The 14,540-nt window shown below is 59.8% G+C and carries 12 protein-coding genes; all 12 read left to right on the top strand.

The window, feature by feature from the left end; translation table 11 throughout:
• Positions 1-15: 15 nt before the first annotated feature.
• The 12 genes from nuoN (at position 16) to EDF70_RS10210 (ending at position 14,409) form a co-directional block, all read left to right on the top strand.
• Entirely contained in the window at positions 16-1,458 is a 1,443-nt protein-coding gene (gene nuoN, locus EDF70_RS10160) for an NADH-quinone oxidoreductase subunit NuoN (protein WP_132273213.1), read from the top strand.
• A 1-nt stretch (position 1,459) separates the two neighbouring features.
• Positions 1,460-2,218, top strand: coding sequence for a biotin--[acetyl-CoA-carboxylase] ligase (locus EDF70_RS10165; RefSeq protein WP_132273214.1), 759 nt, complete (start codon positions 1,460-1,462; stop codon positions 2,216-2,218).
• A gap of 17 nt (positions 2,219-2,235) precedes the next feature.
• Entirely contained in the window at positions 2,236-3,903 is a 1,668-nt protein-coding gene (locus tag EDF70_RS10170) for a ribonuclease J (RefSeq protein WP_132273737.1), read from the top strand.
• A 126-nt stretch (positions 3,904-4,029) separates the two neighbouring features.
• Positions 4,030-4,158: a hypothetical protein gene (locus EDF70_RS30635; RefSeq protein ID WP_281033573.1), complete on the top strand. Its 129-nt coding sequence runs from the start codon at positions 4,030-4,032 to the stop codon at positions 4,156-4,158.
• 223 nt (positions 4,159-4,381) lie between these two features.
• Complete coding sequence (gene mce / locus EDF70_RS10175; RefSeq protein WP_132273215.1) at positions 4,382-4,783, top strand: methylmalonyl-CoA epimerase; 402 nt, start codon at positions 4,382-4,384, stop codon at positions 4,781-4,783.
• Between the two features lie 146 nt (positions 4,784-4,929).
• On the top strand, positions 4,930-5,199 hold the full coding sequence (locus EDF70_RS10180) for a DUF1467 family protein (protein ID WP_132273216.1): 270 nt from the start codon (positions 4,930-4,932) through the stop codon (positions 5,197-5,199).
• 35 nt (positions 5,200-5,234) lie between these two features.
• Positions 5,235-5,798: a GNAT family protein gene (locus EDF70_RS10185; RefSeq protein ID WP_132273217.1), complete on the top strand. Its 564-nt coding sequence runs from the start codon at positions 5,235-5,237 to the stop codon at positions 5,796-5,798.
• Positions 5,799-6,365: 567 nt separating this feature from the next.
• Positions 6,366-7,694 (top strand): proline--tRNA ligase, encoded by a 1,329-nt coding sequence (proS, locus tag EDF70_RS10190; protein WP_132273218.1) that lies wholly within the window; start codon positions 6,366-6,368, stop codon positions 7,692-7,694.
• Between the two features lie 88 nt (positions 7,695-7,782).
• Positions 7,783-9,090, top strand: a complete 1,308-nt coding sequence (locus tag EDF70_RS10195) for a lipoprotein-releasing ABC transporter permease subunit (protein WP_132273219.1) — start codon at positions 7,783-7,785, stop codon at positions 9,088-9,090.
• Between the two features lie 14 nt (positions 9,091-9,104).
• On the top strand, positions 9,105-9,788 hold the full coding sequence (locus EDF70_RS10200; RefSeq protein ID WP_132273220.1) for an ABC transporter ATP-binding protein: 684 nt from the start codon (positions 9,105-9,107) through the stop codon (positions 9,786-9,788).
• 744 nt (positions 9,789-10,532) lie between these two features.
• Complete coding sequence (locus EDF70_RS10205) at positions 10,533-12,959, top strand: methyl-accepting chemotaxis protein (RefSeq protein ID WP_132273221.1); 2,427 nt, start codon at positions 10,533-10,535, stop codon at positions 12,957-12,959.
• A gap of 220 nt (positions 12,960-13,179) precedes the next feature.
• A complete protein-coding gene (locus EDF70_RS10210; protein ID WP_132273222.1) occupies positions 13,180-14,409 on the top strand; it encodes an HWE histidine kinase domain-containing protein in 1,230 nt (409 codons plus the stop codon).
• Positions 14,410-14,540 lie beyond the last annotated feature (131 nt).

Genomic DNA, 14,540 nt, shown 5'->3' on the forward strand with positions numbered 1-14,540 from the left:
ACGGGACGGAATGATATGACCGCTGAACTACTCCTTGCCAGCCTGAAGATCTCGTCGCCGGAAGTGCTTCTGGCGATCGGTGCGCTGGCGCTCCTGATGATCGGCGTTTTCAGTGGCGACCGCTCGTCGCCGCTGGTAACCGGCCTCACCATCGCCGTCATGATCGTGGCTCTGATCATGATCATCTTCGTCGCGCCGCAGGGCGAGGCCTATAACGGCGCATTCATGATGGACGGTTTTGCCCGCTTCATGAAGGCGACCGCGCTGTTCGGCTCGATCGTCGCGCTGCTGATGACCTATGCCAATGCCAAGTCGGACCAGATCGACAAGCCGGAATTCCCGGTTCTCGTCCTGCTCGCCACGCTCGGCATGATGCTGCTGATTTCGGCCAACGACCTGATCGCGCTTTATCTCGGCCTCGAGCTGATGTCGCTGTCGCTATACGTCGTCGCCGCCTTCAACCGTGACAGCATCCGCTCCACGGAAGCCGGCCTGAAATATTTTGTTCTCGGTGCGCTCTCCTCCGGCATGCTGCTTTACGGCATGTCGCTGGTCTACGGCTTCACCGGCAATACCGGCTTTGAACAGATCGCCCAGGTGCTGAGCCAGGAAACCCGTTCGCTTGGTCTCGTGTTCGGTCTGGTCTTCGTTCTTGCTGGTCTGGCGTTCAAGATCTCGGCCGTGCCGTTCCACATGTGGACGCCGGACGTTTACGAAGGTGCACCGACCCCGGTCACCGCCTTCTTCGCCTCCGGCCCCAAGGTCGCCGCTATGGCCATCCTGGTGCGCATCGTCTCGGATGCCTTCATCCCGGTTGTTGCCGACTGGCGTCAGGTCATCGTCTTCATCGCGATTGCCTCCATGCTGCTCGGTTCGTTCGCGGCCATCGGCCAGAAGAACATCAAGCGCCTGATGGCTTACTCCTCGATCGGTCACATGGGTTATGCGCTCGTGGGTCTGGCCGCAGGGTCTGAAACCGGCGTTTCCTCTGTCGCGCTCTACATGCTGATCTACATGGTCATGACGCTCGGCACTTTCGCCTGCATCATGTCGATGCGCCGCACCGATGGCACTGCCGTCGAAGCCGTTGACGATCTGGCCGGCCTGTTCTCCACGCGTCCGTTCATGGCGCTGGTGCTGACTGCGCTGATGTTCTCGCTTGCCGGCATTCCGCCGCTCGCCGGCTTCTTCGCCAAGTACTTTGTTTTCCTCGCAGCCATCGAAGCCCAGCTTTATGGGCTGGCCGTTATCGGCGTGCTTTCCTCGGTTGTCGGCGCCTATTATTACCTGCGCGTCGTCAAGCTGATGTGGTTCGATCAGCCGACCGGCGAGTTTGCCCGCACCTCGGGCATTCTGAAACTGGTCTTCGGTTTCTCCGGTCTGTTCGTCACGGCTTATGTGCTTTTCGGCGGCCCGGTCGGCACGGCAGCGTCTGCGGCAGCAAAGTCATTCTTCTAAGATGACGGAAAACAGACGCCGCTTCCCGCTCGAAGCCTTCAGGCATCAGGCGCTGGATGAAGTCGGCTCCACAAACACAGATGCCCTCGCGCTTGCGAGGGCAGGCGACCAGGGCCTGATCTGGATCACCGCCCGGCGCCAAAACGCCGGGCGTGGTCGTCGTGGGCGTGCCTGGACATCCGAGACCGGCAATCTTTACGCCACGCTCCTGTTGATCGACCCCGCGCCGATCGAACGCACCGCCTCGCTTCCCTTGGCCGTGGCGCTTGCCGTGCGCAACGCCATCGCTACCGTCATGCCGCCCGGCACACCGCCGGTCGAGGTCAAATGGCCGAACGACATTTTGATAGAACGCAAGAAAACCTGCGGCATATTGCTCGAAGCCGAGATGTTGCCGACCGGAAAACGCGCTCTCGTTATCGGCATCGGTATCAATATCCGCCACAAGCCCGATAGTGCACCATATGGTGTGACATCGCTTGAAGACTATGGCTGCACCGCCTCTCCGGAAGAGCTTTTTGCGCATCTTTACAAGGAGATGGCCTGGGTTCTGGAATCATGGAACGAAGGCCGCGGCATTGCCGAGGTCACGGCCCAATGGCGCTCTGTCGCTTGCGGTATCGGCGAGAAGATTACGGTCAATCTGCCGGATCGTTCGATTTCCGGGCGCTTTGCCGGAATTGATGATAAAGGCTTGCTGATGCTGGACACGGGCACCGAACTTATGCCCATTGCCGCCGGCGACGTATTTTTTGCATGAATCAGAAACGAGACAAGATGGCCTCCAAGGACGAACTGGTATTTTTGCCGCTGGGCGGCGTAGGCGAGATCGGCATGAACCTCGCGCTCTACGGTTATGGCCCCGAGGCAACCCGCCAGTGGATCATGGTCGATTGCGGCGTGACCTTTCCGGGGCCCGACCTGCCGGGCGTGGACCTCGTCCTGCCCGATGTGCGTTTTCTTGCGGACAAGAAGAAGAACCTCAAGGGCATCTTCATCACCCACGCGCATGAAGACCATTATGGCGCGCTGAACGATATCTGGCCCGGCCTCAACGTGCCGGTTTATGCCTCGCCGTTCACGGCCGGCATGCTCGATGCCAAGCGCGCTTACGAAGGCAGCCGCGCCGAAATCCCGATCACCATCTTCAAGGCCGGCGACCGCATCACGGTCGGCCCTTTCGAAGTGGAAGCCGTCGGCGTCAACCATTCCATTCCCGAGCCGATGTCGCTGGTCATCCGCACACCGCTCGGCAATGTCATCCACACGGGTGACTGGAAGATCGACCACAATCCGTCGCTTGGTCCACTCACCGACGAAGAGCGTTTTCGCGCCATCGGCGACGAGGGCGTTCTGGCCGTCATGTGTGATTCGACCAACGCCATGCGCGACGGTGTCTCGCCTTCAGAAGAAGAAGTCTCGGGTGGCCTGCAGAAGGTCATCGAGGCGGCCGAGGGCCGCGTCGCCGTCACCACCTTCTCGTCGAATGTCGGCCGCATCCGCTCGATCGCGCTTGCAGCCCAGGCCGCCGGCCGCGAAGTGCTGCTGCTCGGCTCGTCGCTGAAGCGCGTTGTTTCCGTCGCCCGCGATATCGGCATCATGGACGACATCAAGCCATTCATCGCCGAAGACGAATTCGGTTACATCCCGCGCGACAAGGTCGTGGTCATCCTCACCGGCAGCCAGGGCGAGCCGCGTGCAGCTTTGGCAAAACTGTCGCGTGACGAGATGCGCAATGTGGCGCTGGCCTCGGGCGATACGGTGGTGTTTTCCTCGCGCACCATTCCCGGCAACGAAAAAGCCATTCTCGAAATCATGAACGGCCTGATCGAACAGGGCGTCAACATCGTTACCGACACGCAGGCACTCGTTCATGTCTCCGGCCATCCGCGCCGCAACGAACTGCTGAAGATGTACGAGTGGACCCGTCCCGAAATCCTCGTGCCGGTCCATGGCGAAGCCGCCCACCTGACGGCGCAGCGTGATCTGGCGCTTGGCGCCGGCATCAAGACCGTGCCGCGCGTGCGCAACGGCAACGTGCTGCGTCTCGCACCGGGTCCGGCCGAAGTCATCGCGGATGTTCCGTTCGGTCGTATCTACAAGGACGGCAAGCTGATCGGCGATTTCGAGGAAATCGGCATCGGCGATCGCCGCAAGCTGTCCTTCGTCGGCCATGTCGCCGTCAACGTGCTGCTCGACAGCCGCTACGATTTTCTGGCCGACCCGGATATCGTGCTGTTCGGCCTGCCGGAAGTCGATGACGAGGGCGAGAGCATGGAAGACACGCTGTACGATTCGGTTCTCGGTGCCATCGAAAGCATTCCGCGCGCCCGCCGCAAGGATCTCGACATGCTGCGTGAATCCGTGCGTCGCGCTGTCCGTTCCGCCGCCAATAACGGTTGGGGCAAGAAGCCGATCGTCACGGTCTTCGTCACCCGCCTCTGAGTCCGAACGGCCACACCTGGCCGCCAATTGACGTTTGTGTGATCTGATGGCGTGGAGACGTGAAAGCTCCGCGCCATTTTCATGTGTTAGCTCTGCAATCGGCTGGGACGATTCGGAGACATTTTAATGAGACCTGGAAATTTCCTGGGCGCCGCCGTCATCTGCGTGGCGCTGTTGGCGATTGTGTTCGTTGCGACCATCACCAAGGAAACCGACGCACAGATGGCCGCCACGACGGTCAGCGTTGTTCGGTAACGAGATCATGCAGGGGCAGGATTTTGCCCCTCACCAACCAAAACTATGACTTAGCCCATGGGCTAAGACCATGATTTTGTATCTTCTCCCGCAGGGGGAGAGGCAAGGATGCTGCGGCCCTATCTCTCCCCTTGTGGGAGAGAAAACGATTTCAACATTTTAGCCGAAGGCTAAGTGTTGGAAATCGCAAGTGAGGGGTAAGTCTCTGCTCGGGAGGTGTCGAATGCTCGGCCGTATCAATCACATCGCCATCGCCGTGCCCAATCTGACGGCCGCCGCGATGCCTTACAAAAATCTCGGCGCCACCGTTTCCGATCCGCAGCCTCTGCCGGAACACGGCGTGACGGTCGTGTTCGTGGACCTCGAAAACACCAAGGTCGAACTGCTCGAACCACTCGGCGAAAATTCACCTATCACGGCTTTCCTCGCAAAGAACCCGGCGGGCGGCATGCACCATATCTGTTACGAGGTGCCCGATATCCTTGCCGCCCGCGACACGGCGGAGGCACTTGGCCTGCGCGTGCTCGGCGATGGTGCACCGAAAATCGGTGCGCATGGCAAGCCGGTTCTTTTCCTGCACCCGAAGGATTTTTCCGGCACGCTCACCGAACTGGAACAGGTATAGTGCCATAAAATCAGCTGGTTGGCTGCTTTGCCGGAATCATGCTGCCACACCTCTCACACATTGCTGCAATTGAGCTTGCCGCCATTGCCGGTATAGTCTGTCGAGGCAGCCATCATTGAGATGGCTGAACGCACAAGGAATGACGCATGCCCTTGCTGTCCACATTCGCGGTCTATTTCGTCATCTGGTGGCTGACCCTGTTTATCGTGCTGCCGATCGGCATGCGCAGCCAGCAGGAAGAGGGCGAAGTGGTGCTCGGCACGGTGGCCAGCGCCCCGGCGAAATTCCGTGGCCTGCGTGTCGTTGTCCTTACCACCCTGATAGCCGCAATCATCCACGGCGGCTGGATGGTGGTCTCCCATTTTTTCGGCATCAGCGTTAGCTCGCTGCCGGTGATTTTGCCGGATTTCGGATGAACTTGGGGTGGCACCAAAACGCATACGGAATGACAATGAACGCCCTGACCCTGCCTGCATCCATCACCACGCAACGTCTCATCCTTCGCAAATTTTCACCCGATGATTTTGCCTCCTACGCTGCCTATCGTAGCCGCGAGGATGTCTATCGCTATCTCTATGCCACGCCGTCAGTCGGCAGTGCGCTGGAGGAAAAGTTCGCAAGACTGCTGGATGCTCCATTCGAAAACGACGGCGACGATTTTCGCCTTGCCGTCACCCGGGCGGAAGATGGCGCCTTGATTGGCGATGTCATGCTGAAGCTCGCCAGCAAGGCCGCACTTCAGGCCGAGGTCGGTTACGTTTTCCATCCCGATTACGCCGGCAAGGGTTACGCCACTGAAGCCGTGTCGGCCATGATCTCCGCAGGCTTCGAAATTTTTGGATTTCACCGCATTTTTGCCCGTCTCGATAGCCGCAACTCAAGCTCGGTCGGCATCGTTGAGCGCCTCGGCCTGCGTCGTGAGGCGCATCTCGTCGAAAACGATCGCTTCAAGGGCGAATGGGGCGACGAATATATCTATGCGGTTCTGGCGCGGGAGTGGGCGGCGCGCGGATAAGGAGAAAGTTCCGGCTGCCAACTGTCATCTTCCCGTAACCTTTTGCAGGCATAAGCCGGTCAGTCGGAGATGCGTATGCTGATTAAAAGGCAAAAAAAAACAAGGCGATGAAGCCTTGTTTTCTGAGTTTCGCGTGATCTTTCCGTTGCCGGGGCTGCGAACGAAGCGCGCCTAAGATCTAAATCCTCCCAAGACTTTGACCGCGAAATAGGCAAGAATTTAATCTCCTTGCCCGTTTTGTGAGCTGAAACTAGCTCACGTGAGACATCTTGTCACCCCAATTTTTTGCATTTTTGCTACACACGGGTAAAAAAATCCTGTGAACAAAAATGTCGCACCCCTTGTCCCTCAAAAAACCACGTTTTGCCTACCTCTGGCGGTGCTGCTTCGAAATGATGCACGTATCAATTGTTGCAAAAGTTGATGGTTTGGGCATTCGCTCACATGTTTTCAACCCGGCTCCCAACCGGGTTTTCATGTGCGGCCGAACCGGGTATGAACGCACGCAATATCAGCCACTAACGGTCGATTCCATTTGAGGAGCCGGCCCGTAAATCGGAAACCGCGATGCGTCTGTCCCGCTATTTTTTGCCCATTCTGAAGGAAAATCCCAAGGAAGCGGAAATCGTCTCCCACCGCCTGATGCTGCGGTCGGGCATGGTTCGCCAGCAGAGCCAGGGCATCTATTCCTGGCTGCCGCTCGGCAAGCGCGTCATGGACAAGGTCAACAAGATCGTCCGTGAAGAGCAGAACCGCGCCGGCGCCATCGAGCTTCTGATGCCGACCCTGCAGTCGTCCGAACTATGGCAGGAAAGCGGTCGTTACGAGGACTACGGCAAGGAGATGCTGCGCATCACGGACCGTCAGGACCGCGCGATGCTGTATGGCCCGACCAACGAGGAAATGGTCACCGATATCTTCCGTTCGTCGGTGAAGTCCTACAAGAACCTGCCGCTCAACCTCTACCATATCCAGCTGAAATTCCGTGACGAGATGCGTCCGCGTTTCGGCACCATGCGTTCGCGCGAATTCCTGATGAAGGATGCCTATTCCTTCGACCTCACCAAGGAAGGCGCGATCCATTCCTACAACAAGATGTTCGCGGCCTATCTGCGCACGTTTGATCGCCTCGGCCTGCGCGCCATTCCGATGCGCGCCGATACCGGCCCGATCGGCGGCAATCACAGCCACGAATTCATCATCCTGGCCGAAACCGGCGAATCTGAAGTGTTCTCGCACCGCGCTTTCACCAATTTCGACATCCCGGCCGCCGATATCGATTTCGACGATGTTGCCGGCATGCAGGCGATCTTCGACAAGTGGACCTCGGTTTACGCAGCCACCTCGGAAATGCACGACGAAGCCGCTTTCGCCGCCGTTCCGGAAGGCGATCGTCTCTCGGCGCGCGGTATCGAAGTCGGCCACATCTTCTATTTCGGCACCAAATATTCCGAGCCGATGGGCGCCAAGGTGCAGGGACCGGACGGCAAGGAACACCTTGTCCACATGGGATCCTACGGCATCGGCCCGACACGCCTTGTTCCCGCCATCATCGAAGCCTCGCATGACGAGAACGGAATCATCTGGCCGGCTTCGGTCGCGCCGTTCGATGCCATGGTCATCACCATGAAGGCCGGCGACGAAGCGTGTGACCGCGTCTGCGACAGCCTCTATACCGGCCTCACAAATGCCGGTTCGGACGTGCTCTACGACGACACCGATGATCGCGCCGGCACCAAGTTCGCCACCGCCGATCTGATTGGCGTGCCGGTGCAGCTGATTGTTGGTCCGCGTTCTGCCGCGACCGGCGAAGTCGAGGTCAAGGACCGTAAGACGGGTGCGCGCGAAACCATGACGGTGGAAGCGGCGCTGAACCGCCTGACCGCCAAGGCCTGACACTGAATACCGTTCGGGCGATCTCTCGTGAGGTCGCCCGAACGCCAGACAAAACTGACCGCCCATGCGCGGTGACCGAGGAGAACACATGGCGAAGGTCGTGAGCGAAGGTGATGGCACGCGGCAGGGAGCACCCTCGGCCGGTCCGTTCTCCGGGTTCGAGCGCATGGTCGCCTGGCGTTACCTGCGCTCGCGGCGCAAGGAAGCCTTCATCTCCGTCATCGCCGGTTTTTCCTTCGTTGGCATCATGCTGGGCGTTGCCACGCTGATCATCGTCATGGCCGTCATGAACGGCTTTCGTACCGAACTGATCTCGCGCATCCTCGGCATCAATGGCCATATCATCGTGCAGCCGGTCGATCGCCCGCTCAATGATTATGCCGATCTAACCACCAAATTTGCAGCCGTCCCCGGCGTCACCATGGCGCTGCCGCTGGTCGAAGGCCAGACGCTGGCGCAGGGCAATACCGGCGGCGGTTCCGGGGCTCTGGTGCGCGGCGTGCGCGCCGAAGACCTTGAAAAGCTGAAGGAAGTCTCCGGCAACATCAAGTCAGGCGATATGGTCGGTTTTGCCTCGGGCGATGGCGTCCTGATCGGTTCGCGCCTCGCGTCCTCGCTCGGTCTGTCTGCCGGCGATCGCATCACGCTTGTCGCGCCGGAAGGCGACGTCACACCGATGGGCGTCAGCCCGCGCGTAAAATCCTATCCGATTTCCGGCACGTTCGAGATCGGCATGTCGGAATACGATGCCTCGATCGTCTACATGCCGCTTGAAGAAGCGCAGGCCTATTTTAATGCCGATGGCATCGTCCAGTCGATCGAGCTGTTCATCGAACACCCGGATGCGGTGGATGGCATGCGGCCACTGATCGAAATGGCCGCCGGCGATCGCCAGATCTTTCTCACCGACTGGCGCCAGCGCAACCAGACTTTCTTCTCCGCCCTGCAGGTGGAGCGCAACGTGATGTTCATGATCCTGACGCTGATCGTGCTCGTCGCCGCGCTCAACATCATCTCCGGCCTGATCATGCTGGTGAAGGACAAGGGATCGGACATCGCCATCCTGCGCACCATGGGCGCCAGTTCCGGTGCCATCATGCGCATCTTCTTCATGACCGGTGCTGCCATCGGTTTCGTCGGCACGGCGGCCGGTGTTCTTCTCGGCGTTGTCGTCTGTCTCAATATCGAATCGATCCGCAGCTTCTTCTCGTGGCTCTCCGGCACGGTGCTGTTCAATCCGGAACTTTATTTCCTCAGCGAACTGCCCGCCGAAATGACATTCAGTGAAACCTCGACCGTGGTCATCATGGCGCTGACGCTGTCCTTCATCGCAACCATATTCCCGGCATGGCGGGCCTCAAGGCTCGATCCCGTGCAGGCGCTGCGCTACGAATAGGAACGCACACCTCCATGGCAACCAAAACCATTCTGAAGCTCACGGGTGTCGGCCGGCATTACGGCCAGGGCGATACCGTGCTGTCCATCCTCAAGGGCGCCGATTTTTCGCTGAAGTCAGGCGAAATCGTCGCGCTCGTCGCCCCCTCGGGCACCGGAAAATCGACGCTTCTGCATCTTGCCGGCCTGCTCGAGCACCCGGATGAGGGTGAGATCCATATCGATGGCGAGGCCTGCGGTGGCCTGTCCGACGATCGCCGCACGGCCATCCGCCGTGGCGATATCGGTTTCGTCTACCAGTTCCACCATCTCCTGCCGGAATTCACCGCGCTCGAAAACATCATGATGCCGCAGCTGATCGCCGGCCTTCCGCACAAGGAAGCCAAGGAACGCGCCGCAGCGCTGCTTGACTACATGCGCATCGGCCACCGCGCCGAACACCGCCCGGCCGAACTGTCGGGCGGCGAGCAGCAGCGCGTGGCAATCGCCCGCGCCGTCGCCAACGCACCGCTTCTGCTTCTGGCCGACGAGCCGACCGGCAATCTCGATCCGGAAACCGCATCCTACGTGTTCGATGCGTTGCAGGCGCTGGTGCGCCAGTCTGGCCTTGCCGCCATGATCGCCACCCATAACCATGATCTCGCGGCCCGCATGGACCGGCGCGTGACGCTGGAAGGCGGCAAGATCGTCGATTTCTGACCGCTGCGGCAGACGACGAATCGCGTTTCAAATGACGAAAGATGGTCTCTCGATGTGCCTCAGGCACGCTGAGGCGGTCAGCAGTGCTGTGACTGTCATATTTATTTTTCAAATCGCAATTTTTTTTATTCGCGTTGCGCGCCCTGATGCGCGCGTAGATGCGCGACATGCCGATTGTACCGTGATCAGGTTCCGCTCAGCCTGCGTGTAAGAGTGTCTCAAACCTGCGACACACCGTTTTCGATTTTCGTCTCTGAGTAGGTGTTCTGTGAGTGTGATGCGTATCGATGATTGAGAAAGTATAATTCGAGTAGTAATTTCATTTTTACATTAAATACGATTGATTGTCATTTCGATGATTTTTTGATTAATATTCTATTCAGCATTTAATTCTAGCTCTTGGGCGTCGCGGATGAAATGTGACTGTAAAGAACCTGGCCTCATGAAGGGCGCTGGCGGTTCATAGATCTGAATCAATGGAGCGCGTTTTGACTGCACTGACCCCTAAGACGCTGCAGTAACGGCGCGCTCCGACGCGGGAAGATCGGCGCGAAGCACGTCGCGCCGATCTTTCTCCTCTTACGATCCTCCCAAGCATCGTTTCCACCGACCGCCCTCGAGGCCGGGTTCGCCGCAGCCACAACCGCATGACGCGGTTGGGGCAGGGCATCTGACACCAAAAATTTCGACATCGCCAACCACGCCAGCCGCTATCGACTGACATCCAGATCCCAAGAGGAACACATGCAATTCCGTTCCATACAGATGAAAATCGCACTGCTTTCGGGCTTCTGCGTCATCGCTGCCACCGGCTCACTGGTCGGCTACAGCATGGTTTCTGCCAGCAATACGCAAGTATTTGTCGGCGAGAAGGTCAACGATCTTCTGGTGCAGAACACCAAGGAAAGCCTGGCGACGCTGGCCTCGACGCAGGCCGGCACGATCCGTTCGTCGCTTGATAGCGCCATGGATTCCGCCCGCAACCTTGCCCGCGCTTTCGAAGTCGCCGCCTCTTCGGGGCCAACCGCGACCCCGGTCGAATACCGCCGCGCGCAGCTGAACGACATGCTGCTCAACGTGCTGGAGGGCAATCCGCGCTTTAACGGCACCTACAGCGCCTGGGAGCCGAACGGCCTCGATGGCCGCGATGCCGAATTCCGCAACAACAAGCAGTTCGCCTCCGATGCCAATGGCCGTTTTCTGCCGTACTGGACGCGTGATGCCGCGGGCAAGATCGCCCTGCAGCAACTGGTCGAGTTCGACAGCCACGATCTGCACCCCAACGGTGTCATGAAGGGCGGCTGGTATATCGGCCCGCAGTCGGGCAACGGCGAAAGCATTCTCGATCCGCTTCCCTATGTCGTGCAGGGCAAGCAGGTGTTTCTGGCCACCATGTCGGTGCCGATCACCATCGACGGAAAGTTCAAGGGCGTGGCCGGCGCTGATTTCGATCTGACCTTCGTGCAGAAACTGGCCGAACAGGTGAAATCGTCGATCTATGGCGGCAAGGCCAATGTCGAGATCGTCAGCTACAAGGGCCTGATCGTCGCTTCCAGCTCCAGCCCGGAAACCATCGGTCGCCAATATGCCCAGGGTGATGCCAGCCGTGATGCGGCGCTGTCGATCATTCGTGGAGCCAGAAGCGAAGTCACGCTGGATGCCGATAGTTTTACCGCCTTCGCCCCCATCACCATCGGCCGCACCACCACGCCATGGTCGGTCGTGGTCGATGTGCCGCGCAATGTCGCCATGTCGGAAGGCATCGCGCTCGACGGCAGCCTGTCGGCCCGCAACGGCAATGACATGCAGCTGCAGATGCTGGTGGCGCTGTTGATCGCCGCAGCCGGTATCGGCGGCATGTGGTTCGTCGCCCGCTCCATCGCCAATCCCATCGCCCTGTTGACCGAAACCATGCGCCGTCTTGCCGGCAATGACACGTCCGTCGATGTTCCCGGCCGCGGCCGGGCCGACGAGATCGGCCACATGGCGGACGCCGTCGAAGTGTTCAAGGAAAACGCGATCGCCAAGGTCGGCATCGAACGCGCCGCCGAGGCGGAACGCAACATGAGCGAGACCGAGCGGCAGGAACGCGACGCCCAAAAGGCGCGTGACGCCGGTGATATCCAGCACGCCGTCGATGCGTTGGCAGAAGGTCTCAAGCGTCTGTCGGACGGCGATGTCGCCTATCGAATCTCAAGACCTTTCGTGTCCCATCTCGATGGCCTGCGTCTCAACTTCAACGAATCGCTGACCAAGCTGCAGCAGGCCTTGCAGACCGTGAAGTCGAACGCCCACGCTATCGAAGGTGGTGCCAACGAGATCCGCTCTGCCGCTGACGACCTTGCCAAACGCACCGAACAGCAGGCCGCTTCCGTCGAGGAAACCGCCGCAGCGCTTGAAGAGATCGCCACGACGATGAAGGACTCCACCATCCGCGCCGAAGAAGCCGGCACGCTGGTCTCCCGCACCCGGATCGGTGCCGAAAAGGCTGGCCAGATCGTTCGCGATGCGGTCATCGCCATGCAGCAGATCGAGCATTCGTCCGGAGAAATCTCCAACATCATCGGCGTTATCGACGAGATCGCCTTCCAGACCAATCTTCTGGCGCTGAATGCCGGTGTGGAAGCGGCGCGGGCAGGGGAAGCCGGCAAGGGTTTTGCGGTCGTCGCTCAGGAAGTCCGCGAACTTGCCCAGCGCTCCGCCACGGCCGCCAAGGAAATCAAGGCGCTGATCACCACCTCCAACGAGCATGTGCAGAACGGCGTCGAACTGGTCGGCGAAACCGGCAAGTCGCTGGAAACCATGGTCGGCGAGGTCAACCAGATCAACCAGAACGTCACGGCCATCGTCGAGGCGGCCCGCGAACAGTCGGTCGGCATCCAGGAGATCAACAAGGCCGTCAACAGCATCGATCAGGGCACCCAGCAGAACGCCGCCATGGTGGAAGAATCCACCGCCGCCAGCCATGGCCTTGCGCGTGAAGCTGATGCCCTGAACGGCCTGATCCGCCAGTTCAATCTCGGCAACGGCGCAGCCGGGCCCGAGTTGAAAGTGGCAACAGCGCAAAGCCAGCCGGTCGTCTCGCCTGTCAAGGCTCTGGGCCGCAAGGTCGCCAGCGCCTTCGGTGGCGGCGGTGCGGCCGCAGCACAGTCCAACTGGACGGAATTCTGATCGATAATCCCCCTTGTTCGATCAGAAACAGGTCCCGGTCGATCTTTTCGGCCGGGGCCTTTTGCGTCTCCAATCCCGTTAGAGGCACGTGAAATTCCGCCAATGATATTTTCGCGGGAACTGTTTTGCGACATGCGCGTTAGGGCCGGTCATTTGTGATCTTGAACCCATCGCGACGATTGTCGATTATGCGGCTCAAGCAATAAGCGGGGGCTCTTCAATGACCAATCTTCGCATCGTCTCCAGCGGTCAGCAGGCCGGCAAGCCGACGGATGAAGCCTCGGATATAGAGCTGTTGCACGCCATCAGCATGGATCTGATCGGAGAGCAGGACCTCGCTGCGCTTTATGGCAAGATCGTCGATGCCGCCATATCGATCACCCGGTCGCAGTTCGGCACGATGCAGCTTCTGCGCAAGTCCGATGACGGTTCGGGAAATGGTCTCCACCTTCTGGTGTCGCGCGGTCTGGCCCCGCAGGACAAGGCGGTCTGGCAGTGGGTCTTGCCGACTGCCCTGAGCAGTTGCACGCAAGCGCTGAAATTCGGCCGCCGTGCGATCATCGCCGATTTCGAAGCATGGACAGAGATTGCCGGCACGCCCGATTTGCTGGCCTTCCGCAGGGCCGGCATCCGCTCGGCCCAGACGACGCCGCTCCTGTCGCGCGATGGAACCCTGCTGGGCATGATCTCGACCCACTGGAGCGAGCCGCATCAGCCGTCAGACCGCGACCTGCGCCTGCTGGACATCCTTGCCCGCCAGGCCGCCGACCTGCTGGAGCGCACCATTGCCGAAGAGGCGTTGCGCGAACGCGAGAAGGAGCTTGAGGCGAGTGTCGCAGCGCTGCGTGAGACGCAGGAACTGCAGACGCTTCTGGCCGCAGAACTCGGTCATCGCGTCAAGAACCTGTTCGCCATGGTGACGGCCATTGCCTCCCACACCTTGAGGGGATCGAGCGATCTTGGACGGGTTCAGACGCTGCAACAGCGTTTGATGGCACTCAGCTCTGCACATGACATCCTGCTGCAATCGAGCTGGAAGGCGGCGCTGCTCGGAGATGTTGCGGCGGCAGCGGTCAATGGCGCGGGCGTGGCAGGGCGCATCCGTCTCGATGGCCCGGATGTCGGGATAGGCTCGAAAGCATCCCTGAACGTTGCGCTGCTTCTGCACGAACTGACCACCAATGCGCTCAAACATGGCTCCCTGTCTGTCGGCGGTGGCGGCGTCGACCTCACATGGCGCGTCGAGGGCAAAGGCTCCGACGAAACCCTGCGCATGACCTGGCGGGAAACAAAGGGGCCGGTGGTCGTCAAACCCGAGCGCAACGGCTTTGGATCGCGACTGATCAGCGCCGGCCTGACCGGATCCGGTGACGTGGTCCTTGCCTACAACAGCACTGGCCTGATGTGCGAGATCAGCGCGCGGCTGAATGAGTTGCAAGGTGCTGAATAGGCGGGAGCCATTCACCATCCGCTACTCAAGGCTTTTTACGCTGTTGCCGAAAGCGGTGCTTGCGGATTGAAGCCTCGCCAATCGGCAGCACCATTGTTTTCGAAATTACAATGAATGTAGACGCTTCGCCT

The sequence above is a fragment of the Neorhizobium sp. JUb45 genome, assembly GCF_004343585.1.
GTDB lineage: Bacteria > Pseudomonadota > Alphaproteobacteria > Rhizobiales > Rhizobiaceae > Neorhizobium.

Coding starts and splice junctions, on each gene's coding strand:
- EDF70_RS10195 (WP_132273219.1), top strand. CDS start 7,783: ATGGCGAAGGTCGTGAGCGAAGGTGATGGCACGCGGCAGGGAGCACCC.
- mce (WP_132273215.1), top strand. CDS start 4,382: ATGCTCGGCCGTATCAATCACATCGCCATCGCCGTGCCCAATCTGACG.
- EDF70_RS10205 (WP_132273221.1), top strand. CDS start 10,533: ATGCAATTCCGTTCCATACAGATGAAAATCGCACTGCTTTCGGGCTTC.
- proS (WP_132273218.1), top strand. CDS start 6,366: ATGCGTCTGTCCCGCTATTTTTTGCCCATTCTGAAGGAAAATCCCAAG.
- EDF70_RS10210 (WP_132273222.1), top strand. CDS start 13,180: ATGACCAATCTTCGCATCGTCTCCAGCGGTCAGCAGGCCGGCAAGCCG.
- EDF70_RS10165 (WP_132273214.1), top strand. CDS start 1,460: ATGACGGAAAACAGACGCCGCTTCCCGCTCGAAGCCTTCAGGCATCAG.
- EDF70_RS30635 (WP_281033573.1), top strand. CDS start 4,030: ATGAGACCTGGAAATTTCCTGGGCGCCGCCGTCATCTGCGTGGCGCTG.
- EDF70_RS10185 (WP_132273217.1), top strand. CDS start 5,235: ATGAACGCCCTGACCCTGCCTGCATCCATCACCACGCAACGTCTCATC.
- EDF70_RS10200 (WP_132273220.1), top strand. CDS start 9,105: ATGGCAACCAAAACCATTCTGAAGCTCACGGGTGTCGGCCGGCATTAC.
- EDF70_RS10180 (WP_132273216.1), top strand. CDS start 4,930: ATGCCCTTGCTGTCCACATTCGCGGTCTATTTCGTCATCTGGTGGCTG.
- EDF70_RS10170 (WP_132273737.1), top strand. CDS start 2,236: ATGGCCTCCAAGGACGAACTGGTATTTTTGCCGCTGGGCGGCGTAGGC.
- nuoN (WP_132273213.1), top strand. CDS start 16: ATGACCGCTGAACTACTCCTTGCCAGCCTGAAGATCTCGTCGCCGGAA.